Annotated in this window: 16 protein-coding genes and 1 pseudogene; 7 read left to right on the top strand and 10 right to left on the bottom strand. The window is 68.9% G+C overall.

Annotated elements, in window-relative coordinates; genetic code table 11:
• Window positions 1–235: 235 nt before the first annotated feature.
• Window positions 236–1,279, bottom strand: a complete 1,044-nt coding sequence (locus ACWCRB_RS41350; RefSeq protein WP_451000985.1) for a LacI family DNA-binding transcriptional regulator — start codon at window positions 1,277–1,279, stop codon at window positions 236–238.
• 321 nt (window positions 1,280–1,600) lie between these two features.
• Between ACWCRB_RS41350 and ACWCRB_RS41345 the strand changes: the two genes are divergently transcribed.
• The 5 genes from ACWCRB_RS41345 to ACWCRB_RS41325 all read left to right on the top strand — a co-directional run bounded on the left by ACWCRB_RS41345 (window position 1,601) and on the right by ACWCRB_RS41325 (window position 11,131).
• Complete coding sequence (locus ACWCRB_RS41345; RefSeq protein WP_451000984.1) at window positions 1,601–2,551, top strand: carbohydrate ABC transporter permease; 951 nt, start codon at window positions 1,601–1,603, stop codon at window positions 2,549–2,551.
• On the top strand, window positions 2,548–3,369 hold the full coding sequence (locus ACWCRB_RS41340; RefSeq protein WP_451000983.1) for a carbohydrate ABC transporter permease: 822 nt from the start codon (window positions 2,548–2,550) through the stop codon (window positions 3,367–3,369). Before ACWCRB_RS41345 ends, ACWCRB_RS41340 begins: the two co-directional genes overlap by 4 nt.
• A 29-nt stretch (window positions 3,370–3,398) precedes the next feature.
• The gene (locus tag ACWCRB_RS41335) at window positions 3,399–4,670 is read left to right on the top strand and encodes an ABC transporter substrate-binding protein (protein WP_451000982.1); all 1,272 of its coding nucleotides are present in this window, start codon (window positions 3,399–3,401) and stop codon (window positions 4,668–4,670) included.
• Between the two features lie 84 nt (window positions 4,671–4,754).
• On the top strand, window positions 4,755–7,937 hold the full coding sequence (locus tag ACWCRB_RS41330) for a family 78 glycoside hydrolase catalytic domain (protein ID WP_451000981.1): 3,183 nt from the start codon (window positions 4,755–4,757) through the stop codon (window positions 7,935–7,937).
• 152 nt (window positions 7,938–8,089) lie between these two features.
• Window positions 8,090–11,131 carry a family 78 glycoside hydrolase catalytic domain gene (locus tag ACWCRB_RS41325; RefSeq protein ID WP_451000980.1) on the top strand — a complete coding sequence of 1,014 codons (3,042 nt, stop codon included), beginning with the start codon at window positions 8,090–8,092 and terminating at the stop codon, window positions 11,129–11,131.
• A 344-nt stretch (window positions 11,132–11,475) separates the two neighbouring features.
• Here ACWCRB_RS41325 and ACWCRB_RS41320 read toward each other — a convergent pair whose 3' ends face one another.
• Together ACWCRB_RS41320 and ACWCRB_RS41315 are read right to left on the bottom strand one after the other, a co-directional pair.
• Window positions 11,476–12,525 carry an MsnO8 family LLM class oxidoreductase gene (locus ACWCRB_RS41320; protein ID WP_451000979.1) on the bottom strand — a complete coding sequence of 350 codons (1,050 nt, stop codon included), beginning with the start codon at window positions 12,523–12,525 and terminating at the stop codon, window positions 11,476–11,478.
• A 39-nt stretch (window positions 12,526–12,564) separates the two neighbouring features.
• Window positions 12,565–13,620, bottom strand: coding sequence for an LLM class flavin-dependent oxidoreductase (locus ACWCRB_RS41315; protein WP_451000978.1), 1,056 nt, complete (start codon window positions 13,618–13,620; stop codon window positions 12,565–12,567).
• Between the two features lie 111 nt (window positions 13,621–13,731).
• Here ACWCRB_RS41315 and ACWCRB_RS41310 point away from each other — a divergent pair, with 111 nt between their 5' ends.
• Complete coding sequence (locus ACWCRB_RS41310) at window positions 13,732–14,283, top strand: winged helix-turn-helix transcriptional regulator (protein WP_451000977.1); 552 nt, start codon at window positions 13,732–13,734, stop codon at window positions 14,281–14,283.
• A 61-nt stretch (window positions 14,284–14,344) separates the two neighbouring features.
• Here the strand turns inward: ACWCRB_RS41310 and ACWCRB_RS41305 are convergent, their stop codons facing one another.
• The 6 genes and pseudogenes from ACWCRB_RS41305 to ACWCRB_RS41280 form a co-directional block, all read right to left on the bottom strand.
• Window positions 14,345–15,547: a cytochrome P450 gene (locus ACWCRB_RS41305; protein ID WP_451000976.1), complete on the bottom strand. Its 1,203-nt coding sequence runs from the start codon at window positions 15,545–15,547 to the stop codon at window positions 14,345–14,347.
• Between the two features lie 109 nt (window positions 15,548–15,656).
• Window positions 15,657–16,049 (bottom strand): annotated as a pseudogene (locus ACWCRB_RS41300) (FAD-dependent oxidoreductase); the annotation flags it as partial.
• Complete coding sequence (locus ACWCRB_RS41295; protein WP_451000975.1) at window positions 16,013–16,210, bottom strand: ferredoxin; 198 nt, start codon at window positions 16,208–16,210, stop codon at window positions 16,013–16,015. The pseudogene ACWCRB_RS41300 and the gene ACWCRB_RS41295, both read right to left, overlap by 37 nt.
• 29 nt (window positions 16,211–16,239) lie before the next feature.
• On the bottom strand, window positions 16,240–17,046 hold the full coding sequence (locus ACWCRB_RS41290; RefSeq protein WP_451000974.1) for a coniferyl-alcohol dehydrogenase: 807 nt from the start codon (window positions 17,044–17,046) through the stop codon (window positions 16,240–16,242).
• A 37-nt stretch (window positions 17,047–17,083) separates the two neighbouring features.
• Window positions 17,084–18,583, bottom strand: coding sequence for an aldehyde dehydrogenase family protein (locus ACWCRB_RS41285; protein WP_451000973.1), 1,500 nt, complete (start codon window positions 18,581–18,583; stop codon window positions 17,084–17,086).
• 38 nt (window positions 18,584–18,621) lie between these two features.
• Window positions 18,622–19,893 carry a cytochrome P450 gene (locus ACWCRB_RS41280; protein ID WP_451000972.1) on the bottom strand — a complete coding sequence of 424 codons (1,272 nt, stop codon included), beginning with the start codon at window positions 19,891–19,893 and terminating at the stop codon, window positions 18,622–18,624.
• 177 nt (window positions 19,894–20,070) lie between these two features.
• Here ACWCRB_RS41280 and ACWCRB_RS41275 point away from each other — a divergent pair, with 177 nt between their 5' ends.
• Window positions 20,071–20,724 carry a TetR/AcrR family transcriptional regulator gene (locus ACWCRB_RS41275; protein WP_451000971.1) on the top strand — a complete coding sequence of 218 codons (654 nt, stop codon included), beginning with the start codon at window positions 20,071–20,073 and terminating at the stop codon, window positions 20,722–20,724.
• A gap of 65 nt (window positions 20,725–20,789) precedes the next feature.
• On the opposite strand, the gene ACWCRB_RS41270 is transcribed toward ACWCRB_RS41275, so the two are convergent.
• The coding region (locus ACWCRB_RS41270) for an aldo/keto reductase (protein ID WP_451000970.1) at window positions 20,790–20,992 on the bottom strand (203 nt) is incomplete at its 5' end.

Raw genomic sequence — 20,992 nt, 5'->3', positions numbered from 1 at the left:
GACGCCGAGGGCGGCGCCTGCGCCGGTGGCCAGGACATGTCGTCTGCTGAAGCTGGACACGTTGGGGGAGACCTCTCTGATGGGGGGTGGCGAAGCCCGGCGCATGGCTCGGCCATGGCCGTCGGGCGCCCTCCATCCTGGCTCCGTCGGCTCGGATGGGCAACGTTTTCCAACAGTGGAATGCAACATTCAACCGAACGATTGAACGGCCGCCGCGCGGCTCGGTCTCGAAGCCCTACTCCGTCGGTCTCGCCGTGGACCGTCGTGGCACGAGGGTGGGGGAGAGGGTGACCTGGGCCGAATTCCGGCCGCGGTCGGCGATCCGTTCCAACAGGAGGCGTACGGCGTTTCTGCCCATCTCGCGGCCCGACTGGTCGACGCTGGTCAGCGAGATGGGGGCGAACGCGGCGAACGTGGTGTTGTCGTATCCGGCCACCGAGAGGTCGCCGGGCACGGACAGCCCGGCTTCGGCGACCGCGTCGAGCACGCCCATGGCGACGATGTCCGCTCCGGCGAAGACGGCCGTGGGCCGGGCGGTGGCGGGACGGGCCAGCAGCTCCTTCGCGCCCAGGTAGCCGCCTTCCTGGGTGTAGGTGGTGGAGACCACGTTGATGCACTTCTCCAGCCCGTGCGCCCGCATGGCCAGTCGATAACCGTCGGCACGTCGGGCGTTGGGCATCTCCGCCAGTCGCGTCGGGTCGGTCTCGCGATGCTCGATGTGGGCGATCCGGCGATGTCCGAGGCCTGCGAGGTGGGCCACGACCAGGGCCGCGCCCTCGGCGTCGTCGTCGACCACGGTGTCGTACAGCGGGGATTTGCCGTGTCGGCCGACAACGACGGTCGGTACCGAGGCGGCGATGTGTTCCAGATGCGAGGGCGGCGACACGGGCGCGACCAGGATGATGCCGTCCATGCCGCGGTCGATCATCGCCTCGGTGACGCGGGCCTCCTCCTTCTCTCCGTTGCAGCCCGGCCCCAGGAGCACCTGGTACTCGGTGTCCGCCAGTGAGGCGGTGACGCCGTCGAGGATCTCGGGGAAGAAGGGGTTGCGGATGTCGGGCAGCATGACGCCGATGGTGTAGGTCTGCCCGCGCAGGCCCCTGGCGCCCGCGTGCGGACGGTAGCCCAGCTCGTCGATCGCCCGGCGCACCTTCGCGCGCATCTCCGGGCTGGCTCCATAGGCGTTGCGCAGCACTTTCGACGCGGCGGTGGTCGACACCCCGGCGTGCTTCGCGACATCGACGATGGTGACGCGCCGAGGCCGTGCCGACGGCTCCATCCTGCTCCCTCCCCATCGGGAAACGTTGTCGTCGAGTGTACGGACGGACAGTGCGCTCCAGCAGCCACTCGGGCGGTCGCGGATCCGTACCGCCGTAACAATCGGGCAGCGTGTGCGGCATCTTGACGTCACACGGGCCGCTCTCTAAGGTCTGGCACACCCTTTGGGAAACGTTACCCACAGGTGACGCCGAGCCGACCGGGCCCGGCGTCGGACCGCACCACCTCCATGCGCGGAAGTCGGCGCATGCTCCCGCGCCGTATCGGCCTGATTCCTCGCTCGACGATCTGTTTGAATCGTTTCAAGACAGGAGGTCCGTCGGTGACCCTCGCCCCGCACGAGCAACTCCCGGACCACGACCGGCCCCCGGACCCACAACCGGTGGCGGCCCGGGTCCGGCGGGCGCGGACCACGCCGCCCTGGTGGTTCGCGCTCCCCGCGCTGCTGCTGTTCGCGTTCGTCGTCCTGGTGCCGAGTGTGCGCGGTGTCCACTACGCCTTCACCGACTGGGACGGCCTGGATCCCGACTTCTCCTTCGTCGGCCTGGACAACTTCTCGGAGATGTTCCACGACGCGGACGCGAAGCAGGCCATCTGGCACACCTTGCTGATCGCCGTCTCCATCACGGTCGTCCAGAACGCCCTCGGCCTGCTGCTGGCGCTCGGCGTCGACACGGCCATCAAGTCCCGGAACGTGCTGAGGGTGTTCCTGTTCGCCCCGGCCGTGATCACGCCGATCGTGACCGCGTACCTCTGGCGCAATCTGCTCGGTCCGGACGGTGCGGTCAACAGCCTGTTCGGGGCGGTGGGGTTGGGCGACTGGCGGCAGGACTGGCTGGGGAGTCCGGAGCTTGCGCTGTGGGCGGTGGTCGGCGTGATCGTCTGGCAGTTCGCGGGCTACTCGATGGTGATCTTCCTGGCCGGGCTGCAGTCGGTGCCGAGGGAGGTCCACGAGGCGGCGGCCATCGACGGTGCGGGCCCGGTCCGGCGCTTCTGGTCGGTCACCCGGCCGCTGCTCGCTCCGGCTCTCACCATCAACCTGATGCTGTCGATCATCGGCGGTATCAAACTCTTCGACCAGGTCTACGCGTTGACCGGCGGTGGCCCCGGCCATGCCACCGACACCATCTCGACCCTCATCTACAAGGACGCCTTCACGCTGGGGGAGTTCGGCTACAGCATCGCGCTGGCGGTCGTCCTCACGATCATCGTGGCGGTCGTGTCGACCGGGCAGTACGCCGTGCTGTCCCGCAACGAGAGGGCCGCATCGTGAGCCGCTACCGCCCGCGCACCCTCGCGCTGGAACTGACGATGATCGCCGTCGCCCTGGTCGTGGGCTTCCCGGTGTACGTCCTGGTCAACCTCGCCCTGCGGCCGGCCTCGGACACCTCGTCGCCGCTCAGCCCGACCACCTCTCCCACCTTCGACAACTTCACGCAGGCCTGGCAACAGGGCTCGCTGGGCGGGGCGTTGGGCAACAGCGTGCTGGTGACCGCCTGCAGTGTCGCCATCGTGCTGGCCGTGTCGTCACTCGCGGCGTACCCGCTGGCCCGCGTCACGGCACGCTGGTCCCGCGGAACGTATCTGACCTTCCTCCTCGGCCTGGTCCTCCCCTTCCAGCTCGCCTCGCTGCCGCTGTACCAGACCATGCGAGACCTGGGCCTGCTCGGCACACCATGGGCGCTGGTCCTCTTCTACTCCGGCCTCCAAGTCCCGTTCACCGTCTTCCTCTACGTCGGCTTCCTGCGCGCCCTGCCCCGCGACTTCGAGGACGCGGCACTGATCGACGGCTGCACTCCGCTGCAGGGCTTCCGATACGTGGTCCTGCCCATGCTCAAACCCGTGACCGTGACCGCTCTCGTGCTCAACGCGGTCGCCGTGTGGAACGACTTCTTCACTCCGCTGCTGTACCTCAGCGGCAGCGCCCAGCAGACCATGCCGGTCGCCATCGCCGGCTTCGTCGGCCAGTACGTCACCGACTGGAACCTCATCTTCGCCGCACTGGTGATCAGCATCCTGCCCGTCCTGCTCGTCTACTTCCTGCTGCAGCGCAGCATCATCAACGGCTTCGCGGGAGGGCTGCGCGGATGACCACGTGGCGCTTCCCCGAGGGGGACATCATGAAGACACGCAAACTCCCGGTTTTGATCGCAACGGTGACGTCCGTGGCCGTGCTGGCCGCGTGCAGCGGCGGCACCAAAGCGGGCACCGACGGCGGTTCGGGCGAGTCGAAGACGCTGACGCTCGCCTCGATCGATCAGGGCTCGGTCGAGGACGTCGTGAAGGCGTTCGAGAAGGCCAACCCCGGTGTCAAGGTCCGCTACACCACCAGCGGCGCCGACCAGTACCAGCAACAGATCCGCACCCAGCTGTCCTCGGGCACGGCACCGGACGTGATGTCGGTCTGGCCCGGCAACGGCAACCCGGGCGCCACCCACGTCCTGGCCAAGCCCGGCTATCTGCGCGATCTCTCGGACCGGCCCTGGGCCGCCAAGATGCCCGAGGCGATCAAGAGCGTCGCCCAGTACGAGGGGAAGACGTACAACGCGATCTTCGGCCAGAACGGCATCGGCGCCGTCTACAACCAGCAGGCCATGACGAAGGCCGGACTCACTCCGCCGGAGACATGGACCGACCTGCTGGCCTTCTGCAAGGCCGCGAAGGCCAAGGGCACCCCCGCCTTCGCCCTGGGCAACCAGGACAACTGGGTCACCCAGCTCGTCCTGTACGCGCTCGTCGCCACGACCGTCTACGGACCGGACCGCGACTTCGACCAGAAGATGCAGGCCGGCCAGGCCACCTTCGCGAAGTCGCCGTGGACCACCGCCCTGGACAAGTACCTGACGATGGAGAAGACCGGCTGCTTCCAGCAGAACCCCCTGGGCACCAACTACGAAGCCAGCCAGCAACTCGCGGCCACCGGCAAGACCTTGGGCATCGTTCAAGGCAACTGGGTGATCGCCCTGCTTGAGGCGAAGAATCCGAAGGCCACCTTCACCCTCAAGGCGCTGCCTGCCAACGACACTCCGTCCGAGACCCTCATTCCGGCGGCAGCGGGCGCAGGCTATGGCGTCAACGCCAAGGCCAAGAACGAGGAACTCGCCCTGAAGTTCGTGGACTTCGTGATGTCCCCCGAGGGCATGAACCTGTTCGTCGAGAAGCAGGGCGGCCTGCCCGCACTCCCCGACACGGGCTTCAAGGTGGCCCCTTCACTGGCCGAACTCTCCACGTTCATCGGCTCGGACCGGACCGTGCCGTTCATGGACCAGCTCTGGCCCAACGCCAAGGTCCAGCAGACCATGCTCAGCGGTCTCCAGGAGATCTTCAGTGACCAGTCCACCCCCAAGAAGCTGCTCGCCGAGATGGACGTCGACTACAAGGCCGGAAGCTGAGCAAAGCCTTCGGACACGTGGGCGAGCGCTCAGATTCTCCAGGCCCTTTCGAACCAACTCTTCTCGAATCAACGGAGGTTTGGCATGTCCGGCACAGCGGGCGGAGCGTTCAGTCGTAGACAGGTCGTCGGCACCATGACCGTCTCCGTGGCAGGGCTGGCGCTGCCCGCCGTTCCCGGCCCCCTCACAGCGGAGGCCCACGCCGACGGGAACGGCGGCAGACACGGGGCGAAGGTCACCGCTCTCGCGGTCGACGGCCGCGAGGACGACCCGATCGGCGTCGACGACCCCGCCCCACGACTGAGCTGGCGGGTGGAGGGAGCCGCCGGGGGATGGGCCCAGGCCGCCTACCGGATCCGCGCGGCGCGCACCGAGCCGGATCTCGACAGGGGCCGGCTTCTGTGGGACAGCGGCAAGGTCCGCTCCTCGGCCCAGACCGACGTCGCCTGGCACGGTCCTGCCCCGGCCTCGCGCGACCGGGTCGTGTGGCAGGTGCGGGCATGGAGCACCGAGGGTGACGCGACACCGTGGAGCCGGCCCGCCTCATGGGAGACGGGGCTCCTCAAGCGGTCCGACTGGGGAAAGGCCCGGTGGATCGAGTACCCGGGCCGCACCGTCGACCAGCCACTGCCCGTGTTCGCCCACGCCTTCCGCGTGGACAGGCGCCGAGGGAAGATCATCAGGGCGAGGCTGTACCTGTCCGGCGTCGGACTGCACGTCGCCCGGCTCAACGACAGGCCCGTCACCGACGAGGTACTCGCGCCGGGCAACTCGAACTACCAACTCTCCACCGAATACCGGGTCTTCGACGTCACCGGCCTCGTCCGCCACGGCGACAACACTCTGGGCGTCGAACTGGGCCACGGCACGGCGCTGGTGACGCGGTCCGTCGCGAATCCCACGACCGGCCGCACGGCCCCGTACAGCTGGTGGCAGAGCCAGTTCAAAGGCAGCGGAGGCCTCGTCGCGCCCGCTGCCCGGGGCGCCACCACCGTCAAGGTGAACAACGTGGCCAACTACCACGTCGGTGGCACCGTCAACATCGACACGGGTGACGGGGGCGAGCGCCTGGAGTCACGCACGATCACCGCGATCGGTACCGCGGGCGCCGACGGCACTGGCATCACCTTCGAACCCGGGCTCGCCTCGGGACACGAGAACGGCGCCGTCGTCACCGGCTCCGGCAACCCGCTCGCGAGCACCGATCCCAGTGCGGGAGCCGCCGTCACACCACGACTGATCGCCCGCCTGGAACTCACGAAGGACGACGGCACGGTCGAGACGGTCGTCAGCGACCGTTCGTGGAGGGCGGCGCTCGGCCCGACCACCACAGCCAACTGGTACTCCGGCTCCGACTACGACGCCCGGCGTGAGCAGCCTGCCTGGACCGCCCCCGACGCGGACCTCGGCGCGTCGGCGAAACGGCGCGACGGTACGGCCATGGGCTGGACCGACGCAGGAATCGCCCCGCCGCCCAATCTGACCACCGAGCTGGTGTGGCGCGTGGCCGAGCCGCTCAAGGTCGTCGACAGACTGCGTCCGGTGAGCGTCAGACAGCCGCAGCCCGGCGTGTGGGTCTTCGACTTCGGGCAGAACATCGCCGGCTGGCCGCTGCTCAGGCTCGACGGCCCGCTGCCGGCCGGCACCACCGTCAAGCTGTACCCCGCCGAGTCGCTGAACGCCGACGGCACTGTCAACCAGGCGTCGATCATGGGCGGCGGCGCGGCGCGCGGCACCGACGTGTTCGCCGCCTACACGACGCACGGCGGCGAGCGAGGCGAGCGCTGGCACCCGCAGTTCCACTACTTCGGCATGCAGTGGCTCCAGGTGACCGGCCTGCCCGAGGACTACGTCCCGACCCGGGACACGGTGACCGGTCTGCAGATCCACGCGGACGTCCCGGAGGCCGGCTCCGTGCGGACCTCCGACGACCGGATCAACCGCATTCACCGCATGGCCCGTTACTCGATCATGAGCAACACCATGTCCACCTTCACGGACTGTCCCGGCCGTGAAAAGCTCGCCTACCCCGCCGACTACGTACAGCCCTTCGGATCCATCCACCGCACCTTCGGATACGCGGCCTACCTGCGCACCATGCAGCGCCATCTGGCGGAGGGCCAGTCCAGGGCCGGTGCCGACATCGGCAACGTGGCGCTCAAGGCCCCGGTGTACGACTGGGGTTACACCGGCCGGTTCGGCGACGAGATCAACTGGGGCAACGGCATCATCCTGGTCCCCTGGCTGCTGTACGAGACCTACGGCGACACGGAGACGATGAGCCGCTACTACCCGCAGATGCAGGCCTTCTTCGACTACATCAGGACCAGGAAGGCCGGCACCGGCCCGGACGCCCACATCGTCGACGCGGCCCTCGCCGACTGGATCGCCAGTGAGAACACGTCGGGCCGCATCACCGGAACCTGGGGCTACCACCAGATCGCCGACCGGATGGCCCGGATGGCCACACTGATCGGGCGCGATGCCGACGCCGCCGAATACCGCAGCCTTACGGCCAACATCAAGGACGCGTTCAACGACGCCTTCTACAACCCGTCCCTCGGCCGTTACACCGCCGAGGGCGACCAGGGCGCCGCCGGGGCGACACAGGCCGCGCAGGCGCTCGCGCTGGACGAGGGTCTCGTACCGGAGGGCGAACGCGGCAGGGTCCTCGACGCGCTGGTCGAACTCGTCCACGCCCACCGGCCGTTCGGTGGAGGTCCGCACTTCAGCGGCGGCACCATCGGTCTCGCCCCGATCGTCAGGGCCCTGCACGACGGAGGCCGCGACGACGTCCTGTGGGACGTCCTCCAGGAAGACACCCGTCCGAGCTACGGCTACTTCATGGCGCCCACCATCGCCAATCCCAACGGCCTGACGACCGTTCCCGAACAGTGGGACATGGGCAACTCCAAGAACCACATGATCCTCCTTCAGATCGAGGAGTGGTTCCACAGCGGCCTGGTCGGCATCCGCCAGGCACGCGGCAGAGCCGGCTACCGCGAGCTGGTGATCGACCCTCGCCCGGTCGGAGACCTCACCCATGCCGAGGGCAGCTACCGCACGCCGTACGGCGTGGTGTCCGTGCGGTGGGTCCGTAGGAACGGCAGGTTCCGCCTCGACGTGACACTCCCCCCGAACACCACGGCGGAGGTCCGGATGCCTGTGGGTGGCCGCGCCACCTACATCGTCGGCTCGGGCCGGCACACGTTCACCACCCGCGATCCGCTGACCGATTCCCGGAAAACCGAGAGGACCACGGCGTGATCCATGAAGCGCACAGTGCGGACGACGACGCCGACCGCGATGCCGGCGAGGGGACCGCACCCCGCGGACACGGAACGGCAGTAGGCCGTCGAACCGTGCTCGCGGCGACGGCCGGTGTCGTGTCGGTAGGAACCGGTGTCGTAGGAGGCGGAGTGAGCGAGGCAGTGGAAGCGTCCCGTCGTGCGGAGGGCGGCGCGGTGTGGGGGCTGACGGTGGAACACCGGACCGATCCTCTGGGCGTGGACGCCACCCGGCCGCGTTTCGGCTGGCGCATGCGGTCGGCGACTCGTGGACGTGGCCAGGGGGCGTACCGGATTCTCGTCGCGAGCTCCCCGGAGAAGCTGACCGTCGGCCGGGCGGATGTCTGGAACAGCGGTCGTGTGCTGTCCTCCGATTCCGTGGCTGTCCGTTACACGGGCGAACCCCTGCGCGCCTCGGCCCGTTACCACTGGACCGTCACGGTGTGGGACGGCGAAGGCAGTCCGGTCGGCACCGCGTCCCCCGCCTTCTTCGAGACCGGTCTCATGAGCACCGACGGCGTCGGCGGATGGGACGGGGCGCAGTGGATCGGGATGAAGGGCAAGGCCCCCGACTCGGCCGGTGCGCCGATGCTGCGGAAGGAGGAACGGCTCAGGGCGGCGGGCTCCCCGAAGCCCAAGGTCCGTGAGGCGCGGCTCTACATCTCCGCCCTCGGCGTGTACGAGGCCCACGTCAACGGACGTCCTGTGACCGTGCCCCAGGACGGCGGGACCACGATCGAGCTGCTGCCCCCGGGTTCGACGAACTACGACGCGCGCGTCAACTACATGACGTACGACGTCACCGGCCTCGTGACGCGGGAGCGGGACGTCACCCTCGCGGTCGTCCTGGGCAACGGCTGGTACAACGGCCGTATATCCGAAGGCAGTACGTACTACTCGGCGGACGGCAACGCCCTCGCGGTCAAGGCCAAGCTGCTGATCCGGTACGCCGACGGCTCGTCTCAGACGGTCGTCACCGGTCCGGGCGGCGGCTGGAAGGCCACGGACACCGGTCCGTACCGGGCCGACGACATCTACGACGGCCAGACCTACGACGCCCGGAGGGAACTGCCGGGCTGGACCTCCCACGGGTACGACGACTCGGCCTGGGCGGACGCGGAGCGCGTCGCCTTCGAGGACAGGTACCCGGGCGTGGAACTCCTCGCCTACCCGGCCGAGACCGCGCGCCTGATGGCGAAGTGGGACCGGCGGCCGACGTCGATCACCGTGGCCACCGGTGTCACGGGACAGGACGGCAGCGCCAACGGCCGGGGCCGGATCGTCGTGGACCCTGCCCGCACGGTGACCGACCCGGTGAAGGCGGCCTCCGCCCCGGTCAGGATCGGCCGCGGCGAGACAGCCGTCTTCGACCTCGGCCAGAACATGGTCGGGGTACCCCGCTACAGCCTGCGCGGCCCGGCCGGGACCCAGGTCGCCTTCCGGTTCGGGGAGATGCTCAACGACGACAGCGCCGGCGCGGACGGCCCCGAGGGCTCGGTCTACCGGGCCAACCTCCGCAGCGCCCGGGCGACCAGCACGTACGTCCTCAAGGGCGACCCGCACGGTGAGACCCACCAGGACTCCCTGACCTTCTACGGCTTCCGCTACGCGTCCGTCACCGCGTCGGACACCGTCACGATCACCGGCCTGACCGGCAAGGTCGCCACGTCCGCGATCCGCGAGACCGGCACCCTCACCACCGACGATCCCGACATCAACCAACTGGTGAGCAACATCCGTTGGGGTCAGCGCGGCAACTACCTCTGGGTGCCCACCGACTGCCCGCAGCGCGACGAACGCCTCGGCTGGACCGGCGACACCCAGGTCTTCGCCACGACCGGTCTCTACAACGTGGACGCCGCTGCCTTCCTCACTCACTTCCAGGACACCGTCGTCGACTCGCAGGCCATCTACGGCGTGGACAAGGCGCAGTTCACCGGGGTCGCCCCGACGGGACGGTTCAACTTCCCGGGCGGCGGCAGCGGTTGGGCCGACGCCGGTGTCATCGTGCCGTGGACCATATGGCAGATGACCGGTGACCCGACCGTCGTCGAGGACAACTGGCCCGCCATGACCCGCTACCTGGACTGGATCCAGGCGCAGACCAGCGACACCTACGCGGGGCAGGGCTCCCTCACCGGCGACTGGCTGGCCCCGCAGAAGACCAGCGCCCAGTTGATGAGCGACGTCTACTACGGCTACAGCACCCACCTGATGGCACAGATGGCCCGCGCGACCGGCAGGACGGCGGAGGGCGAGGCGTACGACCGGCTCTTCGGGCGAATCAGGCAGGCGTTCATCACGAAGTACCTGAGCACCGCGGGCGGCACGGTCACCGTCAGATCCAGCCTCGGCGACGCCTCCCCGATCGAACCGGGCTCCGACCCCAACCAGAAGACGGAGGACAACAGCCAGACCGCGCTGCTCTGGGTCCTCAAACTCGGCTTCTGCGAGACGGAGGCACAGCGCCGGACGCTCGTCGGCCATCTCGCCGACAACATCGGCAACGACGACGCCTACAAGGCCGCGCACCCGGACAGCATCCGGGTCCGGTACGCCGAGAACACGCTGTCCGTCGGCTTCCTGGGCGTCAACGTCCTCGCCCCCGTCCTCACCGACGAGGGACGCGCGGACCTGGCGTACAAGCTGCTGCACCAGGACGCGCTGCCGTCCTGGCTGTTCTCGGTGAGGAACGGGGCGACGACGGTCTGGGAGCGCTGGAACTCGTACGCGAAGGAGGACGGGTTCGGGCCGGTCGGCATGAACTCCTTCAACCACTACGCCTACGGCGCGATCATGGAGTGGATGTACGCCTGCATGGCAGGCATCGCCCGCGACCCGGACAGCCCCGGCTTCAAGCACTTCCTGCTGCAACCGCACCTTGACCCCACCGGCCGGATCACCCAGGTCTCGGCGGCGTACGAGTCGCCGTACGGGGAGATCAGGAGCGAGTGGGCGCTCCAGGACGCGGGCCGGACCCTGGTGTACGAGGCGGTCGTGCCGGCGAACAGCGCGGCGACCCTGCGCCTTCCGGCCGCCTCCGCCGACGCTGTCCGCGAAGGACGAAGGCCGCTGTCAGGAGTGGACGGAGTGCGTTTCGTCGACCACGCGGACGGGGTGTCCTCGTACCGGATCCCGTCAGGCCGGTATCGCTTGACCGCCCGGCTCCGCTGAACGGCGAGTGCTGGAAGGTCGAGTGACGCGTCTGCGGTGCCATTGGGGGGTACCGCAGACGCGGGCGTCCGCCGGCCGTGTGCCGACCACCGTTCAGGGCGGGGTCTGTTCGTCAATGCCGAGCTTGTGGAATTCAGGTACGCCCGCAAGCTCCACCCCGACGCCTCCGAGCAGACGACCGCCGCCATCGACCGGACCATGGGGATCCTGCGGCAGGTGATCCTGGACGCGCAGAAGCGTGGAGAGATCGTCGCGAGCGGCCCCCGAGCGACTCACCCTCGTCGCGGCTGTCTTCCGGGGCGCCGGTGGTGGTCAGGGCTCGGAGGCTGCTCCTGCTGTCGTCCTTATGCCGCGTCGGCTTTGGCCGACCCCACATCGGCGGTGACGCCGAGGGCCTCGGCGATGAGTGCGTGCGAGTATCGGCGGGCCTCCTGGTCGGGGCTGATGCTCTGGAGCATGACCTCGGTCGCCCCGGTCTGTTCGATCATCTGCAGGAGCTGGTCCCGTACGGTTTCGGGGCGGCCGGCGAGTTGCCGGGGCCACCGGCCGTTGACGATCCTGGAGGGTTCGTCCTTCTGCGCGGTGGTGAGCGTGCGGGAGGCTTCGTCGATGGACGGGACGACCGGGGCAGTACCGGTTCGGCCCAGGCTGTCGAAGATGGCCCGGGTCGGCCAGGTCATCCGGTGGGCCTCTTCATCGGTGTCGGCGGCGAACACGGCGACGCCGAGCATCACCTGGGGGGTCTCGGCACCGTACCGGGTGGGCTTGAACGCCTTGCGATAGGACCGCAGGGCGGGAACCGCCCCGCCCGGGTTGATGAATCCGGCGAAGGAGTAGCCGACGCCCAGTGCGGCGGCCAGTGCGGCGCTGCTGCCGGAGGAGCCGAGGATCCATGGGTCGGGGCGGGCGGTCACGGTCGGCATGAGGTCGATGCGACGGAAGGGATGGTCGGCCGGGAAGTCGTGGTGCAGGAAGGCCAGTACTTCCTGCACCTGCTGGTCGAAGTCGTCGAGATGGCCGCTGTCCCGGTCACGCCGGAGGGCGATGTCGACGAGGGGTCCGGTGGTCGCCCGCCCCAGGCCCATGTCGAAGCGTCCTGGTGCCACGGTCTCCAGCTGCAGGAAGAGTTCGGCGACCTTCAGCGGGCTGTAGTGGTTGAGCAGGATCGCTCCGGAGCCGATGCGGATGCGTTCGGTCTCCCGTGCCACGACGCCCATGAGGACCTCGGGTGCGTGCGAGCCCACGGTGCCGAGGCCGTGGTGTTCGGCGAACCACATCCGGTGGAAGCCGTGCTGCTCGGCGTGGATGCTGGTGGCAAGCGCCTCGTCGAACGCGTCGATCGCGGTCTTGTCGCGCGGGACCGTGGCCTGTTCCACGATCGAGAGTTTCACCATGGTCTGATCTCTTCTCGTTGTTCGATTGATGTCGCGTTGTCAGAGGAGTTCGCGAGCGAGGAGTTCGAGGGTTCGTTCTCGGGTGGGGGAGCGCCGCGCGGGGCCTCCACGGCGGGCGGACGGCACCGGATGGATCATGATCTCGTCGACGTGGAAGCGGTCGGCCAGGGTTCGTACCTGCTCGGCCGCGGTGGCGGCGTCACCGAGGACGAAGGTCTCCCGGAGGGCATCGATGACGGGACGCTGGGAGTCCGTGATCGGGAGTTCGGCGGCTTCCTCCGCCAGATACTGGCGCTCGAAGGGCTGTCCCGTCTCGAAGCGGGCCAGTATGTGCAGCTGTGCCAGAGCCAGGAATTCCGCCTCCTGCCGGGTGTCGGCGACGACGGCGTTGACGACGATGATCGCCTTCGGTTCGGCGAGCTGCCGTGACGGACGGAAGCCGCTCCGGTACGTGGCCAGTGCCTGCTCGGTCCCGTGCCCGGCGAAGTGGTGCGCGAAGGCGAAGGGACGGCCCTGTCGCGCGGCCAGCTCGGCCGAGTAGGTGCCCGAGCCCAGCAGCCACAGGTCGGGCTCGCTCGTGGCTCCCGGAATCGCCTTGAGGTTGTAGGCGCTTGTCCGGCCGGCCCGGCTGATGTCGAGGTCCAGGCCGTCCTTGGTCATCATCGCGGCGAGCTGCTCGACGTGCCCGGGATAGTGGTCGCCGTCGTCGCTCCTGCCGCCGCGCAGCAAGTGGGCCGTGACACCGTCGCCACCCGGGGCTCGCCCGATCCCCAGGTCGGCGCGGCCGGGGAACGCCGCCTCCAGGAGGGCGAAGTTCTCCGCCACGGCCAAAGGGCCGTAGTTGGGCAGCATGATGCCGCCCGATCCCACTCTGATCCGCTCCGTCGCGGCCGCGACCAGGCCGAGGAGCACAGACGGGTTCGTGGACACGAGGCTGGCGACGTTGTGGTGCTCGCCGATCCAGTAGCGGCGGTAACCGAACCCGTCCGCGGCCCGGGCCAGGGAGGTCGTGGCTGCGATCGCGGCACTGCTCGTCTGGTCCGCGCGGATCAGGACGTGGTCGAGTACGGACAGGGCCGGCATGGACACGCTCACTCTCGCCAGACACTCCCGGGCGTGGGCACACGAAGGCCTCACCACCTGGTGGGTGCTAAAATAGAACCAAGTGACTTCGACTTTAGCAGTAACGGAATGGGGGCGGTCAAATTGCCAAGCCGGATCAGGCTGGAGGACCGGGAGTGCCCGCTGTCCACGACGGTGGAGCACGTCGGTGAGTGGTGGACGCTGCTGATCCTTCACGACGCCTTCGACGGCTACACCCGCTTCGACCAGTTCCAGGAGAGCCTGAGCATCTCGTCCAGCATGCTCACCACCCGGCTGAAGGCCCTCGTCGCGGACGGCCTGCTGGAGCGTCGGCCGTATCAGACCAACCCGGTTCGCCATGAGTACGTGCTGACCGACCTCGGCCGCTCCCTGCGCCCGGTGATCGTGGCCCTGGCCGCGTGGGGCAACTCCCGCCTCGCGCCGGAGGAACGCAGCATGATCCTCGTCGACGCTCACAGCGGCGAGGAGGCCGAGCCCGTCGTCGTCGACGCCAGGACCGGCCGGCGCCTCGACGACAGCGATGCGTACGTCTTCACGGCGGGCCCTGCTGCGAGCGACGCCATGCGTGACCGCTACCGCCCGAGGCGGGACATCGGTGGAACCCCTTCGTCGGCAGGGCTGAACAGCGCTGTCGGGGTGTCGAGCCGGGACTGACGGGGCCGCGTGATTCCGGACCGGTGCCTGCCGGTCTCACGCGGCCGTACGCCACTCCTCCTCACCACGTGACGGGCAGCTCCTTGATCCCGTAGACGATGGTGTTCTCCTTGAAGACAACGTGCTCGATGGGGACGGCGAGCCGCAGTCCGGGCAGCCGCCGGAAGAGTTCGGGCAGGGCGATCTGGAGTTCGGCCCGGGCCAGCGGCTGGCCGAGGCACTGGTGGATGCCGTATCCGAACGCCATGTGCCGGCGCGCGTCGGCACGGCTCAGGTTCAGACGGTCGGGGTCGGTGAAGGTGCCGGGATCGCGGTTGGCCACATGGGCGGCGATGATCACGCCTTCCCCGGCGGGGATGGTGACACCGCCGATCGTCACGTCCTCGAGGGCGTAGCGACGTAGCCCGGAATGGACGATGGAGAGGAAACGAAGCAGCTCCTCGACGGCGTTCACGGCCGCTTCCGGGCCCCCGAGCAGGCGGGGGACCTGGTCGCGGTTGCGCAGCAGGGCGACGGTGCCGAGGCCGATCATGTTCGCGGTGGTCTCGTGACCTGCGAACAGGAGGAACACGGCCAGGTCGGTGGCGTCCCGTTCTGTGACGGTTCCCGCGTCCACCTGCTCGGCGAGGCGGGACAGCACGTCGTCACCGGGGCTCTTTCGCTTGGCCGCGAGCAACTCGAGCAGATACGCGTTGAGTTCCTCCCACGCCTGTGCGAACTGCGGCCCTGTCGCGGTGCCGTCCACGAAGACCCTTGAGCGGTCCTGGAAGTACTCGTGGTCCTCGTACGGCACACCGAGCAGGTCACAGATCACCAGTGAAGGCAGCGGCAGGGCGAAACGCTTCACGAGGTCCACGGGAGCGTCCGGTCGGCTCATCCCGTCGAGCAGCCGGCTCGTGGTCCGGGCGATCCCGGGACGCAGCGCGTCGATCTTCCTGATCATGAACTCGCGGGTGAGGGTCCGTCGCATGGTGGTGTGGACCGGCGGGTCGTAGTTGGCGAAGAACCCGTGCGGGAGCGGTGGCAGATCCGGCCGGTGGCCCGGGAAGCCCGGATGCGTCTGGTCGCTGCTGAACGCCGGGTTGCCCAGCACCGCGCGGGCGTCCTCCCATCGGGTCACCAGCCAGGCGCTGAGTCGTCCGTCCCAGATGGTCACCCGGCTTATCGGGTTGTCGGCCCGCAGGCGGGAGTATTGGGGAGGCGGGGCGAGGGGGGAGGTCCGCGGCCGGGCAAGGGAGTATTCGGGTGTGTCGGCAAGGGGCATGGGGGTTCCTCTCACTGTCGACCAGTTGGCGTAGGACTTACGCTGCCGATGCGTTACGGGGCCGCGAACGGGCCTCGTGCACCGTCCCCCAGCCCTGACGGCCGACGATGGCGGCCCGCCAGGGACGAACGGCACGCGTGTGCGTGGCGAAGAGCGGGTTGTACCAGCGAGGCACGTCGCCCGCTCCGTACACACCAGGTGCGGCGTCGCTGAACTCGTCGCAGACCAGGCCGTTGTCCAGGAGCAGCCCGCTGCCTCGCAGCCATTCGATGTCGGGGTGCGAGCCGATGGTGACGGCGAGGCCGAGTCCCCGGGCGACCGAGGCCGTCTCCGCGCCGATGAAGCCGGCGCCCACCACGACGAGCCGCCGTCCGTCCCACTCGCTGCTCAGGATCTGCTTGGACAACGGTGGGCGGTCGTACGGCAGGTGCGTCTCGTCGCCGACGACGATCCGGTCCATGGCGTTCACGATTCCCGGACGTGGATGGCCGCCGCGGGGCAGACCGTCGCGGACTCGCGTACGGCGCTGTGCAGTTCGGGGGCGGGCGTCTCGTCGAGCAGTACGACCATTCCGTCCTCGTCGCGCTGGTCGAAGACCTCCGGGGCGATCAGTACGCACTGGCCCGAGGCCACGCACTTCGGGACGTCTACGTCTACCTTCATCGTGGTTCTCCGGTTCTCGTACGGGCGGTTCAGGGAGTGACGCTCAGTAGTCCGGTGGCGATGCCGCCGCTGGTGCCGCCGTCTGTCAGCAGTGCGGCTCCGGTGATGCAGGAGGCGGCCGGACCGCCGAGGAAGAGCAGGACGTCGGCCTGCTCGTCGGGGGTCGCAGGGCGGCCGAGAGGGAGGGGGAAGCGGTCCCAGAACTCCTTGCCGGTCATCGCCTCGAAGTCGGGTGTCATGGGTGTGGCGGTCGGACCGGGCAGCGTGCAGTTGACGCGGATGCCCTGCTCGCCGAGTGCGACCGCCGTGTACTGGGTCCAGATGACGACGGCCTCCTTGGAAACCGGATAGGCGGCGGCGATCTCGGCCGGGTGCTGTTCGCACCACTCCCGGGCGCTGTCGAAGCCCTTGGTGCGGACCAGGGGAAGCAGCTTTTCGAGGCTTCCGGGCCAGTGCGAGGCGGCCTGGGAGGCGATGGTCGTGACCGATCCGCCCGGAATCATGTGGGGAACGACGGACTCCGTGAGGTGCCGTACGCCCGCGAAGTTGATGAGCATGGTGTCCAGGGGCGAGGTGCGGTTGCCCGGCACGCCCACGCAGTTGAACAGCGCGGTGACCGGTCCGCCGATGTCGGCGACGGCGGCGCTGATCGCCTCCGGGTCCTTGAGGTCGGTGCTGTGGAAGACCGTGTCCGTGGCGGCCGACGGTTCCTTGAGGTCCAGCACATGGACCTCGGCGCCGAGTTCGGCGAGTTTCCGAGCCAGCGCGGCGCCCATTCCGGCTCCCCCGCCACCGCTGACGACGACTCTGCCGTTCGCGTACGGCTGGTGCGACATGATGCTGCTCCTTCGTGGGGATGTGGATGAACCCGCCTCAGCACCAGGCGACGGTCTTTGTCTCCAGATGGGCCTCGAAGCCTTCGGGCCCGCTCTGACGGCCGATACCGCTGGCCTTGTAGCCGCCGTACGGGGCGTCGGCGCCGTGGGCCACACCTCCGTTGACCGACACGGTGCCGGTGCGGATGCGCCGGGCGACGGCCAGGGCCCGCTCGGTCGAGGCGGAGCTGACGGCGCCGGACAGACCGTACGGACTGTCGTTGGCGATCCGGACCGCGTGCTCCTCGTCGTCGTACGGCAGGACGGCGAGCACCGGGCCGAAGATCTCCTCCTGCGCGATCCGCATCCCGGGAGCGACGTCCGCGAAGAGCGTCGGTTCGATGTAGTAGCCGCGCGGGAGGTGTGCGGGGCGGCTGCCGCCGAGCACCAGCCGGGCGCCTTCCGCCTGCCCGATGCGGATGTACTCCTCGACCTTGTCCCGCTGCTCGGCGCTGATCTGCGGGCCCTGGATGGTGACCGGGTCGGTCGGATCGCCGTAGGCGACGGCACGGAAGGCGGCCTCGATGACGGTCAGCCCTTCCGCGTGACGCGAGCGGGGCAGGAGTACCCGGGTCTGTAGGGCGCAGCCCTGGCCCCCGTGCAGGCACGCCTGGAACGCCGAGGAGGCCAGGGCCCGTTCGAAGTCGGCGTCGTCGAGGACGATGTGGGCCGACTTGCCGCCGAGTTCCAGCAACAGTCGCTTGGTCATCGGGGCGACGCGTTCCTGGATGTGGCGGCCGGTGGCGGTCGAGCCGGTGAACGAGATCATGTCGACCCGGGGATCGTCCACGATCCGTTGGGCGCGTTCGTCGCGGGCGGTCGGGACGATGTTGACCACGCCCGCCGGGATGTCCGTCTCCTCCGCGATCAGCCGGCCCAGGTGGGTGGCGTTCCACGGGGTCTGGGCAGCGGGTTTGAGGACGACGGTGTTGCCGGTGGCCAGGGCCATGCCGAGCTTGTTGAGGGTGGTCTGGAGCGGGAAGTTCCAGGGCACGATCGCGCCCACGACACCGATCGGCTCCTTGTGGACCTTGCGCCGACTGCGCGTCCCGAAGAAGTCGTTGTCCTCCAGGTCGCGTTCCCAGGGATACGTGTCGATGGCCTGGGCGGGCCAGAGCAGGTCGTCGCCCAGCGGAGTCTCCAACTGCATGTGGTGCGTTGTCGAGACCGGCGCCCCGGCCTCGGCGACCAGGACCGACCGCAGTTGCTCCCTGTTCTTCTCCAGCGCCTCCTGGAGTTGCAGGAGGCAGTGCTTGCGGAAGGCGTGGTCGGTGGCCCAGTTGGTCTCGTCGAAGGCCCGGCGGGCCGCGGCGATCGCCCTGTCGATGTCGTCGGCGGTCGCGTCGAAGGTGAGACCGATGACCTCTTCCGTCGCCGGATTGATGTTCGGGAAGGCCGATTCGTCGCCGCTCTCGGTCAGCCGGCCGTCGATGAGCAGGCGCGGTTCGGCCAGTTCGGCAGGTGTCAGGGCGTCGGGGCCGGGTTTCGTCGTGGTCATGCTGCTGCCTCCTCGTGGAGCGGCGGACAGGAAGACGGTCACCAGGTGACGGGGAGGCCATGGACGCCGTAGATGTCCACGTCGGTCTTGAACGGAACCTCCTCCAGCGGCACGGCGAGCTTCAAGGTCGGGATGCGGCGGGCGAGCGTGCTGTAGACGATCTGGAGTTCCACGCGGGCGAGCGGCTGGCCCAGGCACTGGTGGATGCCGTAGCCGAAGGCCAGGTGGTCACGGGCGCCGCGCCGGATGTCGAGGGTGTCGGGGTTGTCGTAGTGGCCCTCGTCACGGTTGGCGGAGAAGGTCAGCGGCACCACGGCCTCGCCCGCCTTGATCCGGCGACCGCCGATGACGGTGTCCTCCTTGGCGACCCGCCAGTTCGGCTCGTTGAGGATGGTGAGGTAGCGCAGCAGTTCCTCGACCGCGAGCGGAGCGAGTGCGGGGTCCTCGCCCAGTGCCCGGTACTGCTCGGGATGCTGGATCAGGGCGAGGGTGCCGAGCGCGGTCATGTTGCCCGTGGTCTCGTGCCCGGCGACCAGCAGGATGAAGACGATCCCCTGGACGGCGCGGCGGTCCAGCCTTCCGGTGCGCAGCTCCTCGTGGACGAGGCGGCTGACGATGTCGGCCTCGGGATCGAGGTCCCGGTCGGCGTCGCGGGAGTCGACGAGGTCGTAGATGTAGTCGTTGAGCTCGCCGAGTTTGGCGGAGCGTACCTCGTCGGAGACGTTCCGCTTGAAGAGGTACGTCGTACGGTCCTGGAAGAAGGCGTGATCGCTCTGCGGGATGCCGAGCAGCCAGCTGATGACGGTGTTCGGCATCGGGGAGGCGATCGCCTCGAACAGGTCGGCGGGGTTCGGCCCGGCCAGCATCTCGTCGATCAGGTCGTCGACGACCTGCTGGATCCTTGGCCGCATGGCTTCGACCCGTTTGACCATGAAGTCGCGGGTGACCAGGCGTCGCAGGTCGTCGTGGATCGGCGGATCCATGCGCAGGAAGGACGGCAGGCCCGAGCTTGCCAGGGCGGCGTTGGCCTTGCCGCTCGGGCTCAGCGGATAGTCGGGGCGAGAGCTGTCGGCGCTCAGCGCGTCGCTGAGCATCGCCTCGCGGACGTCGTCGTACTTGGTGATCAGCCAGGCGTCACGGCCGAACAGGTTGGCCGGAGCGACCGGGCAGTGCGAGCGAAGAGCGGCGTATTCCGATGGCGGGTCGAAGGGGACGGACCGTGTCATCGGGAAGGCCAGCCGCTCCGCGCCGCCCGACAGACGGCGGATGAGGTCGCGCGTGTGGTCGTCGAGGTGTGTGTCGGCGGGCATGTCTCACAGCTCCGTTCCGGGCGGGAGAGCCGATTTGGTAAACGATGTTTAGTAACTCGATGAACACCGTAAACCATTCGCGTCGCAAGCCCAGAACCCGGCAGGGCGGATTTGGACACGGCGCCCACCGACCCGGAAACTGACGGGGCCGCGCGGAACAAGAGGGGTGAGTCGTCGATGAGTGCTGCACAAGGCGCTGTGAAGCGGGTCCCGAACCGCTGGGGAGAGGGCCAGCGGCTCCGGCAGGAGATCCTGGATGCGGCGGGCCGCCTACTGGAGGAGACCGGGCGCCCTGAGGACATCTCGCTGCGGGCGATCGCCCGCGAGGCGGGGGTGACCGCCCCGGCGATCTACAAGCACTTCAAGGACAAGGCCGAGCTGATGTGGACGCTGCTCGACGGCGTGTACGCGAGCATGGCCGAAACTCTGCGTGTCGCGCGGCGTTCAGCGCCCGCTGGAGATGCCTGGGCGGGGTTGCGCGCCGTCGTCGAGGCCTATTGCCGCTTCGCGTCCGACGAACCGCGCCGCTACGAGCTGCTGTTCCGCATCGGTCCGACGCTTTCCTCGTCGCCGGAGTCCGTCCGCCATCCCATGGGACGCGTCCTGGACGCTTGGTGCGAGGCCACGGTGCCTTATCTGGAGGAGGCGCGCGACAAGGACGCCACGCGTGATCCCGACGGCCGACCGGATGCGCGCCAGGCAGCCAAGTTGCTGTGGAGCGGACTGCACGGTCAGTTCGGTCTGTGGTGGAACGTGTCCGACGTCAGCGAGGCGTCCGAACTCGACGAACTGCACGATTCCCTGCTGCTCGCTCTGTTCGGCCGTCGGTGACGTTCGTGCCGGCAGGCGCAGATCCCTGGGCGCGAGCGCCCAGGGATGGAAGGCGAAGAGCGTTCTCAGCCGAGGCGGTATCCGCCGACGGCGCTGACCGTCTGCGGGTCGCGGTGGTCGAAGACGAGGCTGGCGCCGGTGTCCATCTTGGCGATGAGGTCCATCTCGTCGTCGGTCAGTTCGAAGTCGAAGACGGCGAGGTTCTCGGCCATGCGCTCGGGTCGCGAGGACTTGGGGATCACCACGACACCGCGCTGGGTCAGCCAGC

The organism is Streptomyces sp. NPDC002156, from assembly GCF_053593675.1.
The sequence above is the reverse complement of the archived record's forward strand: the minus strand, read 5'-3'. Positions and strand labels throughout refer to the sequence as shown.

What these genes read in the sequence shown, in the direction of transcription:
- ACWCRB_RS41350 (WP_451000985.1), bottom strand. Translation starts at nt 1,279, where the DNA reads ATGGAGCCGTCGGCACGGCCTCGGCGCGTCACCATCGTCGATGTCGCG.
- ACWCRB_RS41335 (WP_451000982.1), top strand. Translation starts at nt 3,399, where the DNA reads ATGAAGACACGCAAACTCCCGGTTTTGATCGCAACGGTGACGTCCGTG.
- ACWCRB_RS41330 (WP_451000981.1), top strand. Translation starts at nt 4,755, where the DNA reads ATGTCCGGCACAGCGGGCGGAGCGTTCAGTCGTAGACAGGTCGTCGGC.
- ACWCRB_RS41320 (WP_451000979.1), bottom strand. Translation starts at nt 12,525, where the DNA reads ATGGTGAAACTCTCGATCGTGGAACAGGCCACGGTCCCGCGCGACAAG.
- ACWCRB_RS41305 (WP_451000976.1), bottom strand. Translation starts at nt 15,547, where the DNA reads ATGCCCCTTGCCGACACACCCGAATACTCCCTTGCCCGGCCGCGGACC.
- ACWCRB_RS41295 (WP_451000975.1), bottom strand. Translation starts at nt 16,210, where the DNA reads ATGAAGGTAGACGTAGACGTCCCGAAGTGCGTGGCCTCGGGCCAGTGC.
- ACWCRB_RS41290 (WP_451000974.1), bottom strand. Translation starts at nt 17,046, where the DNA reads ATGTCGCACCAGCCGTACGCGAACGGCAGAGTCGTCGTCAGCGGTGGC.
- ACWCRB_RS41285 (WP_451000973.1), bottom strand. Translation starts at nt 18,583, where the DNA reads ATGACCACGACGAAACCCGGCCCCGACGCCCTGACACCTGCCGAACTG.
- ACWCRB_RS41280 (WP_451000972.1), bottom strand. Translation starts at nt 19,893, where the DNA reads ATGCCCGCCGACACACACCTCGACGACCACACGCGCGACCTCATCCGC.
- ACWCRB_RS41275 (WP_451000971.1), top strand. Translation starts at nt 20,071, where the DNA reads ATGAGTGCTGCACAAGGCGCTGTGAAGCGGGTCCCGAACCGCTGGGGA.